Source organism: Brevundimonas guildfordensis (assembly GCF_014836405.1).
Lineage (GTDB): Bacteria > Pseudomonadota > Alphaproteobacteria > Caulobacterales > Caulobacteraceae > Brevundimonas > Brevundimonas guildfordensis.
In genome coordinates this window covers 1,127,789-1,149,107 of record NZ_JACSQU010000001.1, presented here as the reverse complement: position 1 = coordinate 1,149,107, position 21,319 = coordinate 1,127,789, and the positions used below count along the sequence as shown (strand labels likewise).

The following is a 21,319-nucleotide window of genomic DNA, read 5'->3' as shown; positions in this document are numbered from 1 at the left end:
AACGGCAGCAGCGGGACCTTGGCTAGTCGGGATAAGGCCAACGGCCCCGAATATTCTTCGGGCTGTCGGCGCAGCGGCCGCACAGTGGCCCAAGGGCTGGGCACACTAGCCTGACGCCTTGCAGAGCCGCAGCTTTTATCGGGGAAGGGGGCCAGAAATGGCCGGAGCCCAAACCTTGCAGGTTTGGGCTCCGATGGTGCCGCCGGGCAGGATTGAACTGCCGACCTCAGCCTTACCAAGGATGCGCTCTACCACTGAGCTACGGCGGCGGGTCACTGAGGAAGCGGCCGTATAGCCAAAGGTTTTCGCCGGGCCAAGCCCAAAATGCATGCTTGATCAAAATCTTTGGGCGCGGTCTGCTGCGGCCATGGATAAGCCGACCAAAGACGACGATGAGGCGGGCCTTGACGCCGCAACGCCTCCTTTCGCCAATACAGGCCCCGGTCCGGCCGCCTCCGCCAAGGCGGAGCGAACGGCGCGTCTGGCGGCCGCGCTGCGTACGAATCTTCGTCGCCGCAAGGCGCCCGGAGCAGGCGGCGCGAGGCCGGCCAAGGAAACCAACTGAAAGTCTCTCGCTTGCGACGTTCCGGCCTTTCGCCTGCGCCGCGAGGCTTGCTAGATAGCCGGTTCGCCGGACCGTAGGGGTCCGGACCTCCCAGGACTTCCCCGACACCCATGGACAGCATCGTCATCCACGGCGGCAACCGCCTCAACGGCTCCATTCCGGTCAGCGGCGCCAAGAATTCGGCGATCAAGCTGATGGCGGCGTCGATTCTGACCGATCAGCCCCTGCTGCTGACGAATATGCCGCGCCTGGCCGACACGCGATTCCTGGGGCAGCTGCTGCGCCAGTTCGGCGTGGAGGTGACCGAGCGCGACGGGGCGGACGGCCAAGAGACGCTGTTCCACGCGCCGGAGCTGACCTCGACCTTCGCTCCCTATGACCTGGTGCGTCAGATGCGGGCCTCGTTCAACGTGCTGGGGCCGCTGCTGGCGCGCACGGGGCACGCCAAGGTCTCCCTGCCCGGGGGCTGCACCATCGGCGCCCGTCCAGTGGATCTGCACCTGCAGGCGCTGACCGCGATGGGCGCGGCGATCGAACTGGAAGAGGGCTATGTCTCCGCCACGGCGCCCAAGGGGCTGCGCGGCGCCGAGATCGAGTTCCCGTTCGTCTCCGTCGGCGCGACCGAGCACGCCCTGCTGGCCGCCGTGCTGGCGAACGGGACGACGGTGCTCAAGCGCGCCGCGCGCGAGCCCGAGATCGGCGACCTGGCGCGCTGCCTGATCGCCATGGGGGCCAAGATCGAAGGCCTGGACACCGACGTGCTGACGATCACCGGGGTTTCGTCCCTGTCGGGCGCGACCTGGTCGGTGATTCCCGATCGGATCGAGATGGGCTCCTATGCCCTGGCGGCGGCGATGGCCGGGGGCGAAGTGCGCCTGACCAAGGGCCGCGCTGACCTGATCACCGCCCTGACCGACAGGATGGTCGAGGCGGGCGTCGAGATCGAGCCCACGGACGACGGCCTGATCGTGCGTCGCGATCCGACACAACGGCTGAAGGCGGTCGACGCCACGACCGAGATCTATCCGGGCTTCGCCACTGACCTGCAGGCGCAGTTCATGGCCCTGATGACCACGGCTGAAGGCGAGAGCGTCATCCAGGAGAACATCTTCGAGAATCGCTTCATGCACGCGCCGGAACTGGCGCGTCTGGGCGCCGACATCACGGTCCACGCCGGTCAGGCCGTGGTGCGCGGCGTAGAGGGTCTGAAGGGGGCGCCGGTCATGGCGACGGATCTTCGCGCCTCCATGTCTCTGGTCATCGCCGGTCTTGTGGCCGAAGGTGAGACGACGGTCGGCCGCGTCTACCACCTGGATCGCGGCTTCGAGCGCATGGAAGAGAAGCTGGGCGCCTGCGGCGCCGACGTTCGTAGGATAAAGGGGGAGGACGATGAGCACTGACGGCGACCCGATCTCGGCCCCCGACCAATCGGCCACGAACGAAGAAGCGGCGAGTGAAAGCCTGACGCCGATCGCGCCGCTGCGCTTGCTGGCCGAGGATGCAGACGACCTGCAGATCATCTCTGCGGCGCTTCAGGACGCGATCATGCGGCCTGTCGACATTCGCTGGGAAAGGGACGCGCGCCGTCTGACGGTCGTCCTGTCGCGCTTCTGCTGGGAATGCGGCGGCACGAGGGTGATGGCGGCCATGCAGTTCGGCGACGTGCAGGCGGTCAAGAGCCGACGCCTGCCGCGTCTGCCGGATCAGGCGCTGGAATTGCTGGCGATGGACTTTTATCCGACCGAGGCGCCGGGCGGACGGGTGATGATGATGTTCGCTGGCGGCGGAGATCTGCGGATCGACGTGGAGTGCTTGGACGCGGTCCTGACCGACCTGTCCGAGCGCTGGCCTGCGCGGGTGGCGCCGACCCATCTGGACGAGGCGGGCTGATGAGCGCGACGCACAAGCTGACGGCGATCGAGATCGACAACGCCTCCCTGCCAGCCGCGACGGCCGAGATCGAGCATGAGCGCCGCGTCGCCATCTTCGACCTGGTGGAGCAGAACAGTTTCGTGCCCGAAGGCGCCGCAGGCGGCCCTTATGCGCTGAAGCTGTCGTCGCAGGACAATCGCCTGGCCTTCGACATCACCGGGCCGGATTTCAGCCGCGCCCACGTTCTGTCGCTGACGCCGATGAAGACCGTGATCCGCGACTACGGCCTGATTTGCGAGAGTTACTATGAGGCTCTGCGCGGCTCTTCGCCCAGCCAGATCGAGTCGGTCGATATGGGGCGCCGCGGCCTGCATAATGAAGGCGCGGCCCTGCTGAAAGCGCGTCTGGAAGGCAAGGTCGAGATCGACCAGGAGACCGCCCGACGGCTCTTTACCTTGGTCTGCGCCCTCTATCGTCGGGGCTGAACTCGACTATCTAAGCGTTTTGGTGCATTAGGCGCCCTCACTTTTACGGCTCGCGCTCACGTCCGGCGCGAGCCTTATGCCGTATTCACAGGGCGAGAGAGGCCGCATGGCTAAGGAAGAACTGCTTGAGTTCCCCGGCGTGGTCAGCGAATTGCTGCCCAACGCGACGTTTCGCGTGACGCTGGAAAACGATCACGAGATCATCGCCCACACTGCGGGCAAGATGCGCAAGAACCGCATCCGGGTGCTGGCCGGCGACAAGGTGCTGGTCGAAATGACGCCCTATGACCTGACCAAGGGTCGCATCACCTATCGCTTCAAGTAAGGACGCGCGTGTCGCGTCCTGACGCCCTGGCTCCGAGGCTGATCCTGGCCTCGTCGAGCCCGCGCCGCATCGAACTGCTGGCGCAGATCGGCATTGCGCCCGATCTGGTAGACCCCGCCGACATCGACGAAACGCCCGAAAAGGCTGAGACGCCGCCGCGTCTGGCCCAGCGGCTGGCCTGTTCCAAGGCCGCCGTCGTGGCCGAACGCCATCCCGACGACGTGGTCCTGGCCGCCGACACGGTGGTGGCTGTGGGGCGCCGTCTGCTGGAAAAGCCTTCTGACGAGGCCGAGGCGATCCGGTTCCTGAAGCTGCTGTCGGGACGCAATCATCGCGTCTTCACCGGCGTGGCCGTGGTTCACGGCGGGCGGACCGCCTGGCGGGTGGTGGAAACCCGCGTCAGCTTCAAGCCGCTGTCGGACGGCGAGATCGCCGCCTATGTCGCCTCGGGCGAATGGCGCGGCAAGGCCGGGGGTTATGGCATCCAGGGCCGGGCGGCGGCCTTCATCACCCGAATCGTCGGCAGCCATCCCGCCGTCATGGGCCTGCCTCTGTATGAGGCGGCGAATCTTCTTCGCGGCGCCGGATGGCGAGGCGAGGGGGCCTGATGGCCGATATCGAGGTCTTCCTGGACGCGGCTCCGGGCGAGACCCGAGGCGTGGCGTTCCGCGACGGTCGCGCCGAGACGCTGATCATTCATAGAGACGACGACCGGCCCGAGCATCGCCTGGGCGCGCGCGTCGTGGGCCGGGTGGCGCGCCTGGCGCCAGGCCTTCGCGGCGCTTTTGTCGATCTGGGCTGCGGCGAACCCTTCGGCTTCCTGCCTCTGGGCAAGGCGGATCGGCTCTCCGAGGGCGCTAAACTGGAACTGGATGTCACCGCCGAACCGCGCGAGCGCAAGGGGCCGGCACTGCGTCGTCTAGGGGAGGCGAGCGGCGAGCCCCGCCTGCTGACGCCCGGGCCGGAAGTTCAAGCGATTCTAGACGCCCTTTATCCTGACAGGCCCGTCGCAAAAGGCGTCGACGCTATTCGCGGGGCGATGGACGCCCAGGACGATGCGCTGCAAGGCGGCGTCATGGTCCCCGAGGTGGGGCTGGATCTGGCGATCCAGCGCACGCGGGCCCTCATCGCGGTCGACATTGATTACGCGCCCGTCGCCGGGAGAGATTCTCGAAAGGGGCGCGACGCGGTGAACCGCGAAGGGCTGCGTCACGCCGCCCGCCTGCTCGGCCTGAACGGTTGGGGCGGCCTGGTCGCAGTCGATCTGGCGGGCGTGGGCCTGCATCCGGAAAGCACATTGAACATGGCGCGCCAGGCTTTCGCCCAGACGGAAGGGGCTGCGGTAGGACCGCTGAGCCGGTTCGGCCTTCTGCAACTATCCCTGCCGTGGGGCCGAACTCCGGCGGATGAACGGCTGGCCGCGCCCGGTTCGCGCGAACGCGCTGCGCTCCATCGGCTGCGCCTGGCGCTGGAGACGGATCGGGCGGCTCCGCGGTTGACGCTGCATTGCAGTCCGGCTTCGGCGGCGATCCTCTCGCCATGGGTGGCTGAACTGGGCCCGCGCGCCCACATGCAGCCTGACGCCGCGCCGGGCGCGTTTCATATCAAGGAGGGCTGAAGCATGGCCCAATGCCCTATCTGCCGTCGCGCCGAGGCCGTGGCGGCCTATAAGCCGTTCTGTTCCAAGCGCTGCGCCGACGTCGATCTGCAGCGCTGGTTCACCGGCGGCTACGCCATTCCAGCTGAAGAAGCGCACGATGATGAAAAAGATCGCGGAATTGAGTGAATTGGCGGCTGGACAGCCCGTCCGGGCTCGCCTATAGAGCCGCCTCTCGCGACGCGAAGCGACGCCTGGATAGCTCAGTTGGTAGAGCAGCGGATTGAAAATCCGCGTGTCGGTGGTTCGAATCCGCCTCCAGGCACCACTTTCCCCCAAACAGTCGAATATTCGCCTCGGCCCTCAAAAAGCCGAAAATTCGTCACGGGCTTAAACTTTTCTTAACGTTCGTCACTTCGGCATATTTGTTGCCGTTTTATATCATGGGTGTGCATTTTCCGTGCGCCTCGCGCCGACGCGCGTCCGATCAAGGGTGAAAAGACATTTTCCGCCCTTGACGCTAAGATAGGGCTTCGCCAAAGGGACAGGACCGCATTCCTGCTTGCAGGCTGTGGGCGGCGAGATATTGTCTCTGTCGCCAAGTCCGCGGCGCTTCGGCGTTTGGGGGATTGCGGCGCCGACCGGCGGGGGAGAAATCCGGCGGGAGGATTAGATTTCACTGTAAAGGCGCGGCCGACTGACGCGGTCGCCGTCTTGGGTTCCACGAGTCAGACCAAAGCAGGAACTGGCGAAACATGCTCGATAAGAAGACGAATATCCTCCTCGCACTGGCCGGCGCCGCCGTCCTGATGGCGAGCTCGCCGGTTCTGGCGCAGGACGCTGCCGCTCCGGCCGCTCCGGCCGCCGCTTCGGCGCCCGCCGCAGCTGACGCCGCCGCCCCGGCCGCCGATGCTGCTGCTCCGGCGGCTGACGCCGCTGCCCCTGAAGAAGCCGCTGCAGAAGGCCATGGCGGCACGAGCCTGACCCCGATCGCCATGTTCATGATGGCGCACCCGGTCGTTAAGGTCGTGATGGCTGGCCTGGTCCTGGCCTCGATTTTCTCCTGGACGCTGCTGCTCATCAAACTGGTCGAGTTCAGCTCGCTGAACAAAAAGACCAACCGCTTCCTGGAAGAGTACCGCGGTGCTCGTACCCTGGCTGACATCCGTCGCCTGGCCACCTCGGAAGAGTTCGACGGCAACCCGCTGGCCGACATGGCCGCCGCCGCTACCGGCGAAGTCGAACTGTCGCGTCAAGCCGGTCTGGACGTCGCTGGCGTTCACCGCGGTTCGACGATCGATCGCGCCAACAACGCTATCGGCGCTGTGCAAGGCGGCCTGGGCATCCGTCTGTCGGGCGGCCAGCAGTTCCTGGCGTCGGTCGGTTCGGGTGGTCCGTTCATCGGTCTGTTCGGCACCGTGTACGGCATCATGAACTCGTTCATCGGCATCGCCGAATCGAACACCACCAACCTGGCCGTCGTTGCTCCGGGTATCGCTGAAGCCCTGCTGGCCACCGGTATCGGCCTGTTCGCGGCTATCCCGGCGGTTATCTTCTACAACTACTTCAACACCCGCATCGCTTCGTACGGCGCTCGCGCCGACGGGTTCAACGCTGAGCTGATCAACTCGATCTCGCGTCAACTCGACAAGGGAGCGTAAGACGAATGGCCGCCAAACTTTCCGGTTCCGGCGGCGGCAAGTACACCGTCGAGGCGAACAGCGATATCAATGTCACACCCTTCGTGGACATTATGCTCGTTCTCCTCATCATCTTCATGGTGGCGGCTCCGCTCGCCACCGTGTCGGTGCCGGTGAAACTTCCTCGTGCCGTCGCTCCGCCGGCTCCGAATCCTCCCAAGCCGATCTTCATCTCCGTTCAGAATGGCGGTGAAGTTTGGATTGGCGACTTCCGGACCTCGGTGGGCACTTTGGGCGATGACCTGAAGTCCCAAATCGGAACGCGTGACCCGGACCAGGAGCGGATCTTCATCCGCGCCGACCAGGACACGCGGTACGGGGACTTCATGCAGGTCATGAACGCCCTGCAGGACAATGGTTTTTACAGTGTCGCCCTGGTTGGCGAAGATCTGTCGTAAGGGGGCGTGACGCAAAGCATGACTGCTGAACATCGCGAGCATCGCGACCCTCTGCTCGACGCCCCGAGAAAGAAAAAACTTTCGACGGGCGCAATGGTCGGAATCGGCATCTCGATCGCCGTTCACGTTCTTGCGGGTCTTTACCTCTACAAGAGCAAGTTCGAACTCCAAGAGTTCAACTATGTGGACGAGGCTGTAGATGTGGAGCTGATGGCGCCTCCGCCGCCGCCGCCTCCGCCTCCGCCGCCGCCGCCTCCGCCGCCGGATACGCCTCCGCCGCCGAAGCTTCAGGTACGCGAGCCGGTCGTCAACACCTCGGCGCCTCCGCCGCCGGTGACCTTGCCGATCGAGCCGACGAAGAAGGAAGACCGCGTCGAATACACGGGCCCGCCCGTGATCGTCCCGGGTCCTCCGCCTCCGCCGGCGCCGCCCGCGCCGCCGCGTCCTTCGGTGATCACCAACCCGCAGTGGGCTCGCCCGCCGCGTCCGACCGAACGGGACTTCCCGCAGCGCGCTCTTGATCGCGGCGTGGGTGGTTCGGCCACGGTCGAATGTACGGTGACCCCGAGCGGTCGTCCGGAAGCCTGTCGTGTCGTCTCGGAAGAGCCGTCGGGCATGGGCTTCGGCGCCGCCGCGGTTCGCATCGTCCAGCGCGGGCAACTTTCGCCCCGCACGGTCGATGGCGCTGCAACGAACGCCAAGTTCGTGGTCCGGGTGCCGTTTAACCTGGACTAAGCGAGCGATCGCATCGAAACAAAAGAAACGCCTCGAGGTTTCGCCTCGGGGCGTTTTTTGTTGCGTGGTTGCAAGAGACCCTGCGGGTCCCGGCTGAGATTTGCCGGGCCCGCGAAATCGTACCGCGCGGGCAGCTGTCAAGCAGACCAAGCGCGGGGGGCGCGCGGCATGGTGACCGCCCTTTGGAGCCGCAGGCCCCTTCCGAGACGGCGGGATAAGATCGCCAGAGATGGAGCCCTTCGGACAGGCTGTGCATTATGGGACCAGAATGCTGTCTGGAGGCCCCATGTCCCACAAACCCATCCTCGTTGCTCTGGCCATTGGTGCGAGCGTTTTCGGCGCCGGCATCGGAGCCTGCGCCTATAATGAGGCGCTGGGCCGAAGCCAGTTCGTGCTGATGGACGACAGCGCCCTTATCCAGCAGTCGCAGGCCGCCTGGGCCGAGACCCTGAAGACCCAGAAGGTGTCGAACAACGCAGCCCAGAACGCGCGCGTTCGTCGCGTTGGGGATCGCATCGTCCAGGCGGCCAACCTGACCAACCGTCACTGGGACTACGCGGTGTTCGACAACGCCACCCCGAACGCTTTCGTGCTGCCGTCCGGCCATATGGGCGTGACGACGGGGCTGCTCGCCATCGCCAAGAACGACGATCAGCTGGCGGCCGTGATCGGCCACGAGGTCGGCCACGTTGTCGCACGCCATGCGGCCGAACGGGCCTCGACGACGCAGACAACGGGTCTGGTGCTGGGCGCCGTGCAGAGCCGGGCAGGGGATTACGGCCAAGCGGTGCAGGCCTTTGGCGGTCTTGGCGCGCAGTTAGGCGTGCTGCTGCCATTCTCGCGCAGCCATGAGCTGGAGGCGGACCGGCTGGGCGTCGATTACATGGCGGCGGCCGGCTACAAGCCGTCCGAGTCGTTGACGCTGTGGCGAACCATGGCGGCTGGGCGTCAGTCCGGGACGCCTGAGTTCGCCTCGACCCACCCGTCTGATGAGACGCGGATCACCCAGTTGCAGCAATATATCGCCAGCCGCGGCTGGAACTGACGGGGATCAAACATAAATTCTTCGCGAGGGCGAAAAGGCCGCTTGCCCCCGGCGGCGAGGCCCGCTAGAGAACCGCCCTCGCGCAGAGATGTGCAGCCTTAGCTCAGCTGGTTAGAGCGCCGGTTTGTGGAGCCGGAGGTCCTCAGTTCAATCCTGAGAGGCTGTACCATTCTCCCTCGAATCGCTTTCGCGATGGTCGAGGGAGAATAACGACGATGACGTCGCCGGCGTGGGACCCCCAGCAATACAACCGTTTCGAGCGCCAGCGCGATCGCGCGGTCATCGACTTGCTAGCGCAGCTGCCGCGCGATCTGGATCCGCATGAGGTCTGGGACATCGGCTGCGGGACAGGGCGACACGCGGCGTTGCTGAAACGACGCTGGCCGGGCGCGCGGGTCCATGGCCTAGATTCCAGCGCGGCTATGCTGGAGCAGGCGCGCAGTCTGCCCGATGCGGTGGACTGGGTCCTGGGCGATCTGCAGATGTGGGAGCCCGAGGCTCCGGTCGATCTGATCCTGGCCAACGCTTCGCTGCAATGGGCGTCTGATCACGCGAATCTTTTTCGACGCCTGGCGGCAGTTTTGGCCCCGGGCGGCGTTCTGGCGGTGCAGATGCCGATGGCTTGGGAGACGCGCCATCACGCTCTGATGCGTCAGACTGCGGCCGACGGCCCGTGGCGCGCGCGACTGAAAGGCGTGGACACTATCCAGCCTCTGCTGGCGGCAGAGGGCTATTACGACGCTGTGGCGGACCTTTGCGAAGACGTGGACATCTGGTCGACCACCTACCTGCACGTGCTTGAAGGCGAGGACGCCGTGCTGGAGTGGATGAAGGGGACCGCGCTGCGGCCCTATCTCACCGCGCTTTGCGAAGACTCAGCCATCCTCGACGCCTTCCTGATGCGCCTGGGCCAGGTGTTGGGCCAGGCGTTTCCAAAACGTCCTGAGGGAAGGACACTTCTGCCATTTCCTCGATTGTTTCTTCTGGCGCGCCGGAGAAGCGACGTCGGTGAAGGGTCTCGACAGGGCCGTTAAGGCTTTCCAGCGCAGCCCGTGCCGCCTCATAGCCGGCGGCCACGCCGGGCTCGAAGGCTTTCCAGTCGCGCATATCGACGCCGTCAGAGGGCGGCAGGATCAGCAGATCCGTCTCGGCGCGGGCCTGCATCCGCTCGGCCTCGCTCGACAGGGTGGCCGAGCGCATCAGGATGGAGACGATCGGCGGGCCGTGCTTCCACGCACCCGACATTATCCAGCGCCACCACGAGGGCGGGTTCTCGAGCGCCTTGGCGTCCACGCCGCGTGACTGGGACACGTCGACGCCGACGACCGGGCCGCTGTTCAGCCGTCGCATCACGTCGCTGGGGAAGTTTCGCAGAACGGCCCCGTCGACCAGCACCTGGCCGTTCATCACCACAGGCGGCATGACGCCGGGGATGGAGATGGAGGCGCGCAGGGCGTGGCGTAGCGTGCCCTCGCGGTGCACCTCCAGCTTGCCCGCCGTCAGATTGGTCGAGACGGCGAAGAAGGGCAGCAGCATGTCTTCCATCTGCACGTCGCCGAAGGCCTCCTTCATCAGCGCCTTGACCTTGCGGGCGTGAGTCATGGCGATGATGGGCGGGGCGATATCCGCCAGAGGGTCGGACAGGACGAAGGCCTGGCGGATGTGATGCTCCAACTCCTCGTCGGACCAGCCGAGAGCGGGGCCGGCGCCGATGACCGCCCCCATGGAGGCGCCGCCGATGAAGTCGATGGGCGTACCCGCCTCGCGCAGGGCCTTGAGCACGCCGATGTGGGCATAGGCGCGCGCGCCGCCGCCCGATAACACCACCCCGACCGAAGAGCCGGTGATCAGCCGCGCGATCCGCGCGGTGTCGTCGAACAGGCCCTCGACCGCGTGAAACCAGCGGCCCGGCTTCAGCACGTCCAGCCAGGCGCGGGTGTTGCTGGGGCGCGGCATCCGAGGGTCGCGCAGCAGGATCAGGTCGGTGCGCTGGCCCGCGTCATCCCACGCATCGGCGACAGGCGGGGCAGGGGGCGGCGGTCGGTCGGCTGCTCCGACCAGGAACAACCGATCGACCTGGCGCGCACACAGGACGGCCCAGTTCGGCTCGTCCGCCTCGGCGACGTAGAGGACGTAATCGTGGGCGTCCTCGACGCGTGAGAACCACTCCGCCGCCGACGTCAGGGCCGAGCTGTCGATAACGTGGCAGGTGCAGCCCTGGGCCTCCACCGCACGGGCGATGCGCTCAACGAAGGCCCTGACGGGCTTGTCGCGGGCCGCGACGAATCCGAAGACGTTGGGCTCGGTCCCGCCGCCGCGCTCGCGCGCGCGGGTCAGCATGATCTGACCCAGTTCGGACATCAGAAGCGGATCATTGCGCGCGGCGTCGAAGAAGGCCTCGCGCGGCAGGGCCAGCACGTCGCTGTCGCGCAGGGCCGTCACGTCGGACATGTGCGAGGTCCCCGCCAGCATCGCCAGTTCGCCGACCGGCTCGCCCGGCTTGATGACGGCGATCATCTGGGGGACGCGGCCGTCGTCGCGACGGAAGACGCCCAGTCGCCCGGCGCGCAGCAGATAGAGGGTGTCGGCCCTATCGGCGGCGGAAAACAATCGCTCGCCCCGCGTCAGAGCGAACCAACTGGCGCGGCTGTCCTGCGCGCCCTCGAAGGCGCGGGTCAGGGCGGCGGCGAGGGTGTCCGGTCGAAGCGGGGCCATGAAGGGGAGATATAGCGGATTTCGTCTTCAGTGAACCGAACGGCTTCCCCCGGAGACGGAAGCCTCCTAAACCTTGGGCATGCCCAAGCTGATTTCCGCTGTCGATCGCAACAGTCCTGCTTTCAAGTCGCTGGACGCGCACAATCGCGCCCTGCGGGACGAGCTTTATGAAAAGGTCGCCAAGGCGGCGCGGGGCGGGTCGGACGCCAGCCGCGAGCGCCACGTAGCGCGGGGCAAGCTGTTGCCGCGTGATCGCGTCGAGCGCCTGCTGGATCCGGGCTCGCCCTTCCTCGAAGTCGGTCAGTTGGCCGCCAACGGCATGTATCGCGATGAGGCCCCTGGCGCGGGTATGATCTGCGGCGTCGGCCGGGTGTCGGGCCGCGAGGTGATGATTGTCGCCAACGACCCGACGGTGAAGGGCGGCGCCTACTTCCCGATCACGGTGAAGAAGCACCTGCGGGCGCAGGAGATCGCCGAGCAGAACAATCTGCCGTGCGTTTATCTGGTCGATTCCGGCGGGGCCAACCTGCCGCACCAGGCCGAGGTCTTCCCGGACCGCGACCATTTCGGCCGCATCTTCTTCAATCAGGCGCGGATGAGCGCCAAGGCCATCCCGCAGATCGCCTGCGTTATGGGCAGTTGCACGGCGGGCGGCGCCTATGTGCCGGCCATGTCCGACGAGACGGTGATCGTGCGCAATCAGGGCACCATCTTCCTGGCCGGCCCGCCTCTGGTGAAGGCCGCGACCGGAGAGGTCATCTCGGCCGAGGAACTGGGCGGCGCCGAGACCCACGGGCGTAGGTCCGGCGTGGTCGACCATGTGGCCGAGAACGACGAGCATGCGCTGGAGATCGTCCGCTCCATCGTCGCCAATCTGAACACCACCAAGCCCCAGCCGCTTGACGTGCGCGAGCCGCGCGCCCCGGCTTACGACCCGGCCGAACTGTACGGCATCATCCCCGAGGACGTCCGCGCCCCCTATGACGTGCGCGAGGTCATCGCCCGCATCGTCGACGGCTCGGAGATGGACGAGTTCAAGGCTCTGTACGGCACGTCGCTGGTGTGCGGCTTCGCCCGCATCTGGGGCCAGCCGGTCGCCATCCTGGCCAACAACGGCGTGCTGTTCTCGGAGAGCGCCCAGAAGGGCGCGCACTTCATCGACCTGGCCTGCAAGCGCAAGATTCCGCTGCTCTTCCTGCAGAACATCTCGGGCTTCATGGTCGGCGGCAAATATGAAGCCGAAGGCATCGCCAAGCACGGCGCCAAGCTGGTGACGGCCGTCGCCTCGGCCGAGGTGCCCAAGTTCACCGTCCTGATCGGCGGCAGCTTCGGCGCCGGCAACTACGGCATGTGCGGCCGGGCCTATTCGCCGCGCTTCCTCTTCACTTGGCCCAACAGCCGCATCAGCGTGATGGGCGGCGAGCAGGCGGCCTCGGTGCTCGCCACCGTCCACCGCGACGCGGACACCTGGACGCCGGACGAAGCCGAGGCCTTCAAGGCGCCGATCCGCCAGAAATACGAGGATGAGGGCAACCCGTATTACGCCACCGCCCGCCTGTGGGACGACGGCGTCATCGACCCGGCCCAGACCCGCGATGTGCTGGGCCTGGCCATCAGCGCCAGCCTGAACGCCCCGATCCCCGAGACGACCTTCGGCGTGTTCCGGATGTAACCGGCGAAAGCCTGCACCAAAGCCGTACTGCCGCGTTTCACTTCGGCAAGGAGCCGACCATGACCGACCAGAAGCCCACCGAAGACGAGCTGAACGCCCTGGACATCACCGACGCCGAGGCGGCGGAGATGAACGCCATCGCCCATCCTTTTGTCGCGGATCCGGCGCCGGATGCGAACGACGACCTGGTGCAGATCGACGCCACGGCCGACGGGGTGGTCTTCATCACCATCAACCGGCCGCAGAAGAAGAACGCCTTCGACGCGGCGACCATCGCCGCCCTGTATGAGGCCTTCGAGACCCTGCACGGCGCCGACCGGGTGCGCGTGGTCTTCATCCGCGGCGCGGGCGGGACGTTCAGCGCGGGCGCTGACCTGACCTGGATGCGCGACGCCGCGGACTGGTCCGAAAGCGATAACCGCGACGACGCCATGGGCCTGGCCAAGATGCTCAAGGCCCTGCACGACGTGCCGGCGCTGACGGTGGCCCTGGTCGAGGGTGCGGCCATGGGCGGCGGAGCGGGCATCGTCGCCGCCTGCGACATGGCCGTGGCCGTCGAGGGGACGCGCTTTGCCTTCTCGGAGGTAAAGCTGGGCCTGATCCCGGCGACCATCGCCCCCTATGTCATCGAGGCGGTCGGCGCGCGCCGCGCGCGCCAGCTGTTCCTGACGGCCAACATCTTCGACGCCGACTACGCCGCCCATGCGGGGTTGATCGACATGGTGCTGCCGGAAGGTTCGGTGGAGGAGTTCATCTCCATGCTGACCGACAGCTTGTCGGCGAATGCGCCGGGCGCGATGGGCGACGCCAAGCGGCTGGTGAACGACGTCGCAGGCGAGGATATCGACAACCGTCTGCTGGAAGAGACCGCCAAGCGCATCGCCCGCGCCCGCGTCTCGGCCGAGGGCCAGGAGGGCGTGCGTGCCTTCCTCGACAAGCGCGCGCCGAACTGGGCGCAATAAGGTAGCCGTATGTTCAAGTCCGTCCTGGTCGCCAATCGCGGCGAGATCGCCTGCCGCGTCTTCCGCACCGCCCGCCGCATGGGCCTGCGCACCATCGCCGTCTATTCCGAAGCCGACGCCGACGCCCTGCATGTGCGCGAGGCGGATGAAGCGGTGCTGATCGGCCCGGCGGCGGCGCGCGAATCCTATCTGGATGCGGCCAAGGTGCTGGCGGCGGCCAAGGCGACGGGGGCGGAAGCCATCCACCCTGGCTATGGCTTCCTGTCCGAGAACGCCGACTTCGCCGAGGCGGTGGCGGCGGCAGGCATCGTCTGGATCGGCCCCAAGCCGTCCTCGATCCGCGCCATGGGCCTGAAGGATGCGGCCAAGAAGCTGATGATCGAGGCGGGAGTGCCCGTCACGCCCGGCTATCAGGGCGAGGACCAGTCGCTGGAGACCCTGACGGCCGAGGCGAACCGCATCGGCTTCCCGGTCCTGATCAAGGCGGTCGCGGGCGGCGGCGGCAAGGGGATGCGCAAGGTCGACCGGGCTGAGGACTTCGCCGAGGGACTGGCTTCGGCGCAGCGCGAGGGCCAGTCGTCCTTCGGCGATCCGCGCGTGCTGATCGAGAGCTACATCACCCGCCCGCGCCACATCGAGGTTCAGGTCTTCGGCGACAGCCACGGGAAAGTCGTCCATCTGCATGAGCGCGATTGCTCGCTGCAACGCCGCCACCAGAAGGTGATCGAAGAGGCGCCCGCGCCGGGCATGGATCAGGCCACGCGCGACGCCGTCACCGCCGCCGCCGTGCGCGCCGCCAAGGCCGTGGACTATCAGGGCGCAGGCACCATCGAGTTCATCGCCGACGCGTCGGATGGGCTGAAGGCCGACCGCATCTGGTTCATGGAGATGAACACCCGGCTGCAGGTCGAACACCCGGTGACCGAGGCCATCACCGGCGTCGATCTGGTCGAATGGCAGTTGCGCGTCGCGGCGGGCCAGCCGATCCCGCTGGCGCAGGAAGACATTCCGATGAAGGGCTGGGCGATGGAGGCCCGCCTCTACGCCGAGGATCCGGCTAACGGCTTCTTGCCGTCGATCGGGCGGCTGGATCACTTCGTCCTGCCGGACGACATCCGCGTCGACACCGGCGTGATGCAGGGCGGCGAGGTCAGCCAGTTCTACGACCCGATGATCGCCAAGCTGATCGTCCACGAAGACAGCCGCGAAGCTGCCGCCGCCCGTCTGGCCGACGCCTGCCGCGAGGTCGAGGTCTGGCCGGTGAAGACCAACGCCGGCTTCATGGCGCGTTGTCTGGATCATCCGCGCTTCGTCGCGGGCGACGTGGACACGGGGTTCATCGCGGCGGAGGAGGGGGCGCTGATCGCCCCGGCTCAGGTTTCCGCTCGCGCTCTGGCTGCTGCGGCCGGGCAGATCGGGCTGGAGGCGGACGCCGCCGCCTTTGACGCGCCGGACAATGTGCTGGCGCCCGCTCGCGCGGGGCTGTTCGGTTTCCGCCTGAACGCGGCGCCCCAGGCGCATACGGCGGTCCATCATGACGGCGCGGCCCATGCCCTGACCCTGTCGGGCGAGCCGGGCTGGTACGCCCGCTCGTCCAGCTTCACGGTGAACGGCGATTTCGGCTCGGCCCAGATCTATGGCGAGCCGGGCGTGGTTGTGGTGGACGGCGAGGTGGTCAGCACCCTGTCGCCCGACGCCGGGCGGGTGCTGGTGTTCGACGGCGGCGACGTGGTCGAGTTCCACCGCCGCAAGTCCAGCGGGCCGGTGGGCGGCTCCGTCTCCGACGGCGGCCTCCGCGCCCCCATGCCGGGCAAGATCGTCGCCGCGCCCGTCAAGGCCGGGGATGCCGTCGCCAAGGGCCAGCCAGTCGTGGTGCTGGAGGCCATGAAGATGGAGCACGCCCTGACCGCGCCTTTCGACGGCGTGGTTGCCGAATTCAACGTTGCGGTCGGCGATCAGGTCACGGACGGCGCGGTGCTGGCTGTGGTGAAGGCGGCGGACGCGGCCTGAAACCAGTTCAGCTCGAAGCGGTGGGGCTCAGCGGGCGAGCCCCACGCCGCCTAGCGGCTCGGTTTCGGTCCGGCTATCAAAGCCGGCGATGAGCGGACGCCCCTTGGCGATGGCGGCCTGAACGGCGGGAAGCTGCAGCGAGGCGGCGTGGCTCTCGCGATCGTCCCACACTTCAGTGATCCACAGCGCGTCAGCGTCTGCGGGATCGCGCGCGACGACATAGCTGAAGCAGCCAGGCATGACGTCGGTCCCTTCCAGCAGAATGGCGGCGAGGGCGTCTCGCTGGCCCGGCTGAGCCTTGATGCGGCCGATCAGTCCATACATGGGCGTTTCTCCAAGCGTTGGCGCCGCCACGGTCGTGGCGGCCAAACCCAGACCAGCAGAGAGGATTTGTCGGCGGTCGAGGGACATGACAACAGCATGGCGCCGTTCATCCAAAATGTCCGCCATGACGTCGCCGGGAATCTGATGTTAGAGGCCACTTATGCCCCTTCACATGATCAAGCTGTGCGTCGGCGTCGCCGAGGTCGAGACCCTGGAGGCGAACGCCAGGCGGTCCGACTGGCGCATCGTCCACACCCGCATGACGCCCAAGCGCGCCGCCGAGATCGAGGACGGCGGCTCGCTGTACTGGGTGATGAAGGGCGTCGTGACCTGCCGTCAGCGGATTCTGGACATCACGACCGTGGGCGAGGGCAAGGCCAGCCGGTGCGAGATCAAGCTGGACAGCCAGGTCATCCGTACTGCGCCCCTGGCCCGGCGGCCGTTTCAGGGGTGGCGTTATTTCGACAAGGACGTGCCGCCGGATCTGTCCGTAGCCGAGCCGACGGACCTGCCGCCCGAGCTGGCGCGGGAGCTGCGCGAACTGGGCGCCTGGTAGGCGCCCGAAACGCACGGAAAATCGATTGACGCGCACATGGGCGCGTGGCTGTTGCAGCCTCCGATGACCCACCTGTTCAGTTTCAAGACCCGCGCGACCCTGTCCGAGCTGCTGAAGCTGGCCTGGCCGGTCGTGCTGGCGCGTCTGGGCATCATGACCATGGGGCTGACGGACGCCATCGTCGTCGGCCATTACGCCAGCCGCGAGCTGGCCTATCACTCTCTGGCGTGGGCGCCGTCTTCGGTCGTGCTGACCACGGCGGTCGGCCTGATGATGGGGGTGCAGGTCATGACCGCCCGCCTGCTGGGCGAGGGCAGGGGCGATGAAGTCGGCGCCGTCCTGCGGCGCGGCATGACCTATTCGCTGCAGATCGGTCTGGTCTCGATGATCGGTCTGCTGCTGCTGGGGCCGTTCGGTCTGGTGCACATGGGGCTGGAGGATGGTCTGGGCGAGGGCGCGACGCCCGCCCTGATGGTCTTCGCCCTGTCGATGCCCGCCTATCTGATTTCGGTCTGCGCCCAGTTCTTCCTTGAGGGACTGCACCGGCCCAAGGCGGGCATGGTCGCCATGTGGGTGGCCAATGCGGTCAATCTGGCGCTGAACCTGCTGCTGGTGCCGGACCTGCTGGGCATCGGCCTGCATGGCGCGGTGGCCTCGGCCTGGGCGACCTTCGGCGCGCGCACGGCGCTGGCGGTCTTTCTGGTGATCTTCATCCTGCGCCTGCCCGAGGCGCGGGCCTGGGGCGTGTTCAAGAAGCCCAAACGCGACAAGGCGGTCGAGAGCCAGCAGATGAAGGTCGGCCTGGGCGCCGGGGCGTCGAACTTCATCGAGGTTGGCGCCTTTGCGGCCATGACCCTGTTCGCCGGTCAGCTGGGCGCCGCGCAGACCGCCAGCTGGGCGGTCGTGATCAACATCTCGGCCATCGTCTTCATGGTGCCGATGGGACTGTCGTCGGCGACGGCGGTGCTGGTCGGTCGCAGCTATGGCGCGGCGGACAAGGCGGGCGTGATGCGTGGGGGTCTGGCCGGGATCGGCGTGGTGACGGTGCTGGCCTTCATCATCGCCCTGATCATCTGGCCGTCGGCGCGGCTGATCGTCGGCGCCTATACGACCGACCCGGCGATCCTGGCTATCGCGGCGCCGGCGCTGGTGCTGGCGACCCTGTTCTTCGTCGCCGACGCCATGCAGGTGGTCGCCGCCCAAGCCAACCGCGCGGCCGGCGACGTGGTGTGGCCGACCCTGATGCACCTGTTGTCCTATGGCGTGATCATGATCCCGTTGGGCTGGTTCCTGGCGCACCGGATCGGGGTGGACGGCCTGGTCTGGTCGGTGATCGTCGCCAGCCTGATCTCGGGCGCGCTGCTGACCGGGCGCTTCGTGCGGATCGCGCGTCGGTTGGCATAGGCGGCGGCGAATAAGGTGACGGCGGGCAAATCGCCCTCTATATCCGACGCCTCCCTGTCAGACGTTGGAAGATCATGTCCCGCATCCTCATCACCTCGGCGCTGCCCTACATCAACGGCATCAAGCACCTGGGGAATCTGGCTGGGTCGATGCTGCCCGCCGATGTGTGGGCGCGTTTCATGCGAAGCCGGGGGCATGACGTCCTCTATGTCTGCGCCACTGACGAGCATGGCACCCCGGCCGAGTTGGCCGCCGCCGCTGCGGGGCAGGACGTCCGCACCTATTGCGACGAGCAGCACGAGGTGCAGCGCCGCGCTGGCGAAGCCTTCAACCTGTCATTCGATATTTTCGGCCGCAGCTCGGGCGAGCCCAACAAGCGGCTAACCCAACATTTCGCCAAGGTGCTGGAGGAACGCGGCCTGATCGAGGAGCGCGTCGACCGGATGATCTATTCGATCGACGACGCCCGCTTCCTGCCCGACCGCTATGTCGAAGGCACGTGCCCGCACTGCGCCTATGAAAAGGCGCGCGGCGATCAGTGCGACAACTGCGGCCGCCTGCTGGACCCGACCGACCTGATCAATCCCTATTCGGCGGTGTCCGGCAGCCGCAACCTGGAAGTGCGCGACACGCGGCATCTCTATCTGCTGCAAACCAAGGTGGCCGACACGGTGCGCGCCTGGGTCGATGAACGCTCGCCGTCATGGCAGCCGCTGGCCCGATCCATCGCCTACAAGCACCTGGACGAGGGGCTGATCGACCGGGGCATCACCCGAGACCTGACTTGGGGCGTCCCCGTCGTCGGGCCGGACGGCGGCCCGCGTCCCGGCATGGAGGGCAAGGTCTTCTACGTCTGGTTCGACGCTCCGATCGAATATATCGCTGCGACAGAGGAATGGGCGCAGAAGACCGGCGGCAACTGGCGCTCGTGGTGGCGGCTGGACGAAGGCGCCGAAGACGTGCGCTACGTGGAGTTCATGGGCAAGGACAACGTCGCCTTCCACACCGTCAGCTTCCCGGCGACCATCCTGGGTTCGGGCGAGCCGTGGAAGACGGTGGACCAGCTGAAGGCCTTCAACTGGCTGAACTGGTACGGCGGCAAGTTCTCGACCAGCCAGAACCGCGGCGTCTTCATGGATCAGGCGCTGGAGCTGCTGCCCGCCGACTACTGGCGCTGGCACCTGACGGCCTATGGGCCGGAGCACTCCGACGCGGCCTTCACCTGGGAGCAGTTCCAGTCGACGACGAACAAGGATCTGGCCGACGTGCTGGGCAACTTCGTCAACCGCATCGTCAAGTTCACCGAGTCCAAGTTCGACGGCGTCGTGCCGGCGGGCGGGGAGGCGGGTGCGCTGGAGGAGAAGCTGGCGGCCGACGTCAAGGCGGCTCTGGCCAGCCTGACTGAAGAGTTCGAGGCGATGGAGTTCCGCAAGGCGGCCCAAGCCGCTCGGGCCTTGTGGGTTCTGGGCAACGAATACCTGCAGGTCGCGGCCCCGTGGACCGCGTTGAAGACGGACCGCGACCGGGCCGCTGTCGTAGTGCGGACGGCTCTGAGCCTGGTGGCCTTGTTCGCTCGCGTGACGGCGCCCTTTATGCCGGAGGCGGCGGGGCGGATCGCGGCCACGGTCGGCGCAACCGATCTGTCATGGCCCGGCGCTGATGGCGACCTGTTGAGCCTGGTTCCTGCCGGTCGGGCGGTGGCGGCCCCCCAGGTTCTGTTTGCCAAGATCGAGGATGCGCAGGTCGCCGAATGGACTGAACGCTTCGGCGGCGCCGAAGGCTGAGTTTGTGATCCCGAATACAGAAAAGGCCCGGAGCGATCCGGGCCTTTTCGTTGTTCGGTCGCCGCCGAACTTCAGACCTTTCGACCGGCAGGCAGCAAGCCCAGACGCCCCGCGCCGAGCAGAGCCAGCAGGCTGGTCAACAGAATCATCGCCCATTCCGTCAGGGTCGGAACCGAAGCGGGCGGCGCGGCGACAACCCGAACGCCGGCCGTGGAAGGGACGCCGTTGAGGGTTAGAACGACGGTGCCCGACCCGGTAGCGATGCGACCGCCGTTAAGACTAAGGGCGGTAGTGCTAAAGGTGATGCCGTCGCTGTCGTTGTCGCCCGGCTGAACCGTGTAGCGGAATGTCAGGCTCGGACCGCCGGAACCGGCTAGGTATGCGGCGTAGCGCGTGGTCGACCCCACGATCAGTTCGAGTCGAGGCGTTCCGCCGACGGTGTCGACCGTGACGGCTTGGTTGAAGTTTACGGTGAAGTCCAGGTTTTGCCCCGCCACATAGGCTCCATCGGCAGGCACGCTGACGCTGGAGACCCCTGCTGCAAGGCTTTCGACTATCGAGAAACTATGCGACTTTTGGCAGCCATTCCTGTCCGTTACGACGACCGTATAGGTTCCTGCCGTCAACCCGGTGGCTGTGGCGGCTGAGCCGACGGACGGCGACCACAAGTAGGTATACGGGGCAATGCCGCCGGATACGCCGACCGTGGCGGAGCCGTCAGATCCGCCGGCGCTGGTGACATTTGACTTGGTGATAGTGCTCGTCGCAAGGGCGGGCGGCTGGGTGACGACGTATGTTCGCGCCTGCCTCAGTGCGTTGCTGTCGGTCACTGTGACGATGTAGTCGAGGGCGGACAGGCCGGTGGCGCTGGCGGTCGTCGCGCCGCCAGGCGACCACGTGTAGGTGTAGGGCGGTGTTCCGCCGCTAGGGATGGCGGTCGCCGAGCCGTTGCTGCCGCCAAAGCACGATACATTGGTAGCGCTGCCGCCGATGGTGATCTGGGCCTCGGCGCCACCGGCGCTGGATAGATAGAGGGTCGCCGCTGCGAGCGACCAAGAGAGAACACGAAGCGACATTTACGACCCTGGACTATCAGTGTTACGGCCAGGAGTATTTCAAGATCTTTGTTCTTGTAAAGACGACGTCGGAGAGGCCGAGCGGGCGAGTAAA

20 protein-coding genes, 3 tRNA genes and 1 pseudogene are annotated in these 21,319 nt (G+C 66.7%); 20 read left to right on the top strand and 4 right to left on the bottom strand.

Annotated elements, in window-relative coordinates; all coding sequences use genetic code 11:
- Window positions 1-194 precede the first annotated feature (194 nt).
- Window positions 195-269 (bottom strand) — tRNA-Thr (locus H9656_RS05580).
- Between the two features lie 406 nt (window positions 270-675).
- Between H9656_RS05580 and murA the strand changes: the two genes are divergently transcribed.
- The 14 genes and pseudogenes from murA to H9656_RS14100 form a co-directional block, all read left to right on the top strand.
- Complete coding sequence (murA, locus tag H9656_RS05575; protein ID WP_191743206.1) at window positions 676-1,965, top strand: UDP-N-acetylglucosamine 1-carboxyvinyltransferase; 1,290 nt, start codon at window positions 676-678, stop codon at window positions 1,963-1,965.
- Complete coding sequence (locus H9656_RS05570) at window positions 1,955-2,455, top strand: DUF2948 family protein (RefSeq protein WP_191743205.1); 501 nt, start codon at window positions 1,955-1,957, stop codon at window positions 2,453-2,455. The genes murA and H9656_RS05570 overlap by 11 nt, the downstream gene beginning before the upstream one ends.
- Complete coding sequence (locus H9656_RS05565) at window positions 2,455-2,922, top strand: UPF0262 family protein (RefSeq protein WP_191743204.1); 468 nt, start codon at window positions 2,455-2,457, stop codon at window positions 2,920-2,922. The genes H9656_RS05570 and H9656_RS05565 overlap by 1 nt, the downstream gene beginning before the upstream one ends.
- A gap of 106 nt (window positions 2,923-3,028) precedes the next feature.
- Window positions 3,029-3,247 (top strand): translation initiation factor IF-1, encoded by a 219-nt coding sequence (infA, locus tag H9656_RS05560; protein WP_003164348.1) that lies wholly within the window; start codon window positions 3,029-3,031, stop codon window positions 3,245-3,247.
- Between the two features lie 8 nt (window positions 3,248-3,255).
- Window positions 3,256-3,855 (top strand): Maf family protein, encoded by a 600-nt coding sequence (locus H9656_RS05555; RefSeq protein ID WP_191743203.1) that lies wholly within the window; start codon window positions 3,256-3,258, stop codon window positions 3,853-3,855.
- Window positions 3,855-4,865, top strand: coding sequence for a S1 domain-containing protein (locus H9656_RS05550; RefSeq protein WP_191743202.1), 1,011 nt, complete (start codon window positions 3,855-3,857; stop codon window positions 4,863-4,865). The genes H9656_RS05555 and H9656_RS05550 overlap by 1 nt, the downstream gene beginning before the upstream one ends.
- A gap of 3 nt (window positions 4,866-4,868) precedes the next feature.
- The gene (locus tag H9656_RS05545; protein WP_191743201.1) at window positions 4,869-5,033 is read left to right on the top strand and encodes a DNA gyrase inhibitor YacG; all 165 of its coding nucleotides are present in this window, start codon (window positions 4,869-4,871) and stop codon (window positions 5,031-5,033) included.
- 63 nt (window positions 5,034-5,096) lie between these two features.
- A tRNA-Phe gene (locus H9656_RS05540) sits at window positions 5,097-5,172 on the top strand.
- Window positions 5,173-5,599: 427 nt separating this feature from the next.
- Window positions 5,600-6,505, top strand: coding sequence for a MotA/TolQ/ExbB proton channel family protein (locus H9656_RS05535; protein ID WP_191743200.1), 906 nt, complete (start codon window positions 5,600-5,602; stop codon window positions 6,503-6,505).
- Between the two features lie 5 nt (window positions 6,506-6,510).
- Window positions 6,511-6,942, top strand: a complete 432-nt coding sequence (locus H9656_RS05530) for an ExbD/TolR family protein (protein WP_191743199.1) — start codon at window positions 6,511-6,513, stop codon at window positions 6,940-6,942.
- Between the two features lie 18 nt (window positions 6,943-6,960).
- Window positions 6,961-7,677, top strand: a complete 717-nt coding sequence (locus tag H9656_RS05525; protein ID WP_191743198.1) for an energy transducer TonB — start codon at window positions 6,961-6,963, stop codon at window positions 7,675-7,677.
- Between the two features lie 286 nt (window positions 7,678-7,963).
- Complete coding sequence (locus tag H9656_RS05520; protein ID WP_191743197.1) at window positions 7,964-8,722, top strand: M48 family metallopeptidase; 759 nt, start codon at window positions 7,964-7,966, stop codon at window positions 8,720-8,722.
- Between the two features lie 92 nt (window positions 8,723-8,814).
- A tRNA-His gene (locus H9656_RS05515) sits at window positions 8,815-8,891 on the top strand.
- Between the two features lie 46 nt (window positions 8,892-8,937).
- Window positions 8,938-9,336: pseudogene (locus H9656_RS14100) on the top strand (methyltransferase domain-containing protein); the annotation flags it as partial.
- Between the two features lie 241 nt (window positions 9,337-9,577).
- Here the strand turns inward: H9656_RS14100 and H9656_RS05510 are convergent.
- Window positions 9,578-11,437 carry a patatin-like phospholipase family protein gene (locus H9656_RS05510; RefSeq protein WP_191743196.1) on the bottom strand — a complete coding sequence of 620 codons (1,860 nt, stop codon included), beginning with the start codon at window positions 11,435-11,437 and terminating at the stop codon, window positions 9,578-9,580.
- Between the two features lie 79 nt (window positions 11,438-11,516).
- Between H9656_RS05510 and H9656_RS05505 the strand changes: the two genes are divergently transcribed.
- Genes H9656_RS05505 through H9656_RS05495 form a run of 3 tightly spaced genes read left to right on the top strand, consistent with a single transcriptional unit; the run spans window position 11,517 to window position 16,081 of the window.
- Complete coding sequence (locus H9656_RS05505; RefSeq protein ID WP_191743195.1) at window positions 11,517-13,109, top strand: carboxyl transferase domain-containing protein; 1,593 nt, start codon at window positions 11,517-11,519, stop codon at window positions 13,107-13,109.
- A 59-nt stretch (window positions 13,110-13,168) separates the two neighbouring features.
- Complete coding sequence (locus H9656_RS05500; RefSeq protein WP_191743194.1) at window positions 13,169-14,071, top strand: enoyl-CoA hydratase-related protein; 903 nt, start codon at window positions 13,169-13,171, stop codon at window positions 14,069-14,071.
- Window positions 14,072-14,080: 9 nt separating this feature from the next.
- Window positions 14,081-16,081 (top strand): acetyl/propionyl/methylcrotonyl-CoA carboxylase subunit alpha, encoded by a 2,001-nt coding sequence (locus H9656_RS05495; RefSeq protein ID WP_191743193.1) that lies wholly within the window; start codon window positions 14,081-14,083, stop codon window positions 16,079-16,081.
- A 27-nt stretch (window positions 16,082-16,108) separates the two neighbouring features.
- Here H9656_RS05495 and H9656_RS05490 read toward each other — a convergent pair whose 3' ends face one another.
- Window positions 16,109-16,405 (bottom strand): putative quinol monooxygenase, encoded by a 297-nt coding sequence (locus H9656_RS05490; protein WP_191743192.1) that lies wholly within the window; start codon window positions 16,403-16,405, stop codon window positions 16,109-16,111.
- Window positions 16,406-16,565: 160 nt separating this feature from the next.
- Between H9656_RS05490 and H9656_RS05485 the strand changes: the two genes are divergently transcribed.
- From H9656_RS05485 to metG, 3 genes are all read left to right on the top strand, one after another.
- The gene (locus H9656_RS05485; RefSeq protein ID WP_191743191.1) at window positions 16,566-16,961 is read left to right on the top strand and encodes a DUF1489 family protein; all 396 of its coding nucleotides are present in this window, start codon (window positions 16,566-16,568) and stop codon (window positions 16,959-16,961) included.
- Between the two features lie 63 nt (window positions 16,962-17,024).
- Window positions 17,025-18,365 carry an MATE family efflux transporter gene (locus tag H9656_RS05480; protein WP_225212236.1) on the top strand — a complete coding sequence of 447 codons (1,341 nt, stop codon included), beginning with the start codon at window positions 17,025-17,027 and terminating at the stop codon, window positions 18,363-18,365.
- A 74-nt stretch (window positions 18,366-18,439) separates the two neighbouring features.
- Entirely contained in the window at window positions 18,440-20,149 is a 1,710-nt protein-coding gene (gene metG, locus H9656_RS05475) for a methionine--tRNA ligase (RefSeq protein ID WP_191743189.1), read from the top strand.
- A gap of 71 nt (window positions 20,150-20,220) precedes the next feature.
- Here the strand turns inward: metG and H9656_RS05470 are convergent, their stop codons facing one another.
- Entirely contained in the window at window positions 20,221-21,225 is a 1,005-nt protein-coding gene (locus H9656_RS05470; protein WP_191743188.1) for a SprB repeat-containing protein, read from the bottom strand.
- Between the last annotated feature and the right edge of the window lie 94 nt (window positions 21,226-21,319).

What these genes read in the sequence shown, in the direction of transcription:
- murA (WP_191743206.1), top strand. Translation starts at nt 676, where the DNA reads ATGGACAGCATCGTCATCCACGGCGGCAACCGCCTCAACGGCTCCATT.
- H9656_RS05570 (WP_191743205.1), top strand. Translation starts at nt 1,955, where the DNA reads ATGAGCACTGACGGCGACCCGATCTCGGCCCCCGACCAATCGGCCACG.
- H9656_RS05565 (WP_191743204.1), top strand. Translation starts at nt 2,455, where the DNA reads ATGAGCGCGACGCACAAGCTGACGGCGATCGAGATCGACAACGCCTCC.
- infA (WP_003164348.1), top strand. Translation starts at nt 3,029, where the DNA reads ATGGCTAAGGAAGAACTGCTTGAGTTCCCCGGCGTGGTCAGCGAATTG.
- H9656_RS05550 (WP_191743202.1), top strand. Translation starts at nt 3,855, where the DNA reads ATGGCCGATATCGAGGTCTTCCTGGACGCGGCTCCGGGCGAGACCCGA.
- H9656_RS05545 (WP_191743201.1), top strand. Translation starts at nt 4,869, where the DNA reads ATGGCCCAATGCCCTATCTGCCGTCGCGCCGAGGCCGTGGCGGCCTAT.
- H9656_RS05535 (WP_191743200.1), top strand. Translation starts at nt 5,600, where the DNA reads ATGCTCGATAAGAAGACGAATATCCTCCTCGCACTGGCCGGCGCCGCC.
- H9656_RS05530 (WP_191743199.1), top strand. Translation starts at nt 6,511, where the DNA reads ATGGCCGCCAAACTTTCCGGTTCCGGCGGCGGCAAGTACACCGTCGAG.
- H9656_RS05525 (WP_191743198.1), top strand. Translation starts at nt 6,961, where the DNA reads ATGACTGCTGAACATCGCGAGCATCGCGACCCTCTGCTCGACGCCCCG.
- H9656_RS05520 (WP_191743197.1), top strand. Translation starts at nt 7,964, where the DNA reads ATGTCCCACAAACCCATCCTCGTTGCTCTGGCCATTGGTGCGAGCGTT.
- H9656_RS05510 (WP_191743196.1), bottom strand. Translation starts at nt 11,437, where the DNA reads ATGGCCCCGCTTCGACCGGACACCCTCGCCGCCGCCCTGACCCGCGCC.
- H9656_RS05505 (WP_191743195.1), top strand. Translation starts at nt 11,517, where the DNA reads ATGCCCAAGCTGATTTCCGCTGTCGATCGCAACAGTCCTGCTTTCAAG.
- H9656_RS05500 (WP_191743194.1), top strand. Translation starts at nt 13,169, where the DNA reads ATGACCGACCAGAAGCCCACCGAAGACGAGCTGAACGCCCTGGACATC.
- H9656_RS05495 (WP_191743193.1), top strand. Translation starts at nt 14,081, where the DNA reads ATGTTCAAGTCCGTCCTGGTCGCCAATCGCGGCGAGATCGCCTGCCGC.
- H9656_RS05490 (WP_191743192.1), bottom strand. Translation starts at nt 16,405, where the DNA reads ATGTATGGACTGATCGGCCGCATCAAGGCTCAGCCGGGCCAGCGAGAC.
- H9656_RS05485 (WP_191743191.1), top strand. Translation starts at nt 16,566, where the DNA reads ATGCCCCTTCACATGATCAAGCTGTGCGTCGGCGTCGCCGAGGTCGAG.
- H9656_RS05480 (WP_225212236.1), top strand. Translation starts at nt 17,025, where the DNA reads ATGACCCACCTGTTCAGTTTCAAGACCCGCGCGACCCTGTCCGAGCTG.
- metG (WP_191743189.1), top strand. Translation starts at nt 18,440, where the DNA reads ATGTCCCGCATCCTCATCACCTCGGCGCTGCCCTACATCAACGGCATC.
- H9656_RS05470 (WP_191743188.1), bottom strand. Translation starts at nt 21,225, where the DNA reads ATGTCGCTTCGTGTTCTCTCTTGGTCGCTCGCAGCGGCGACCCTCTAT.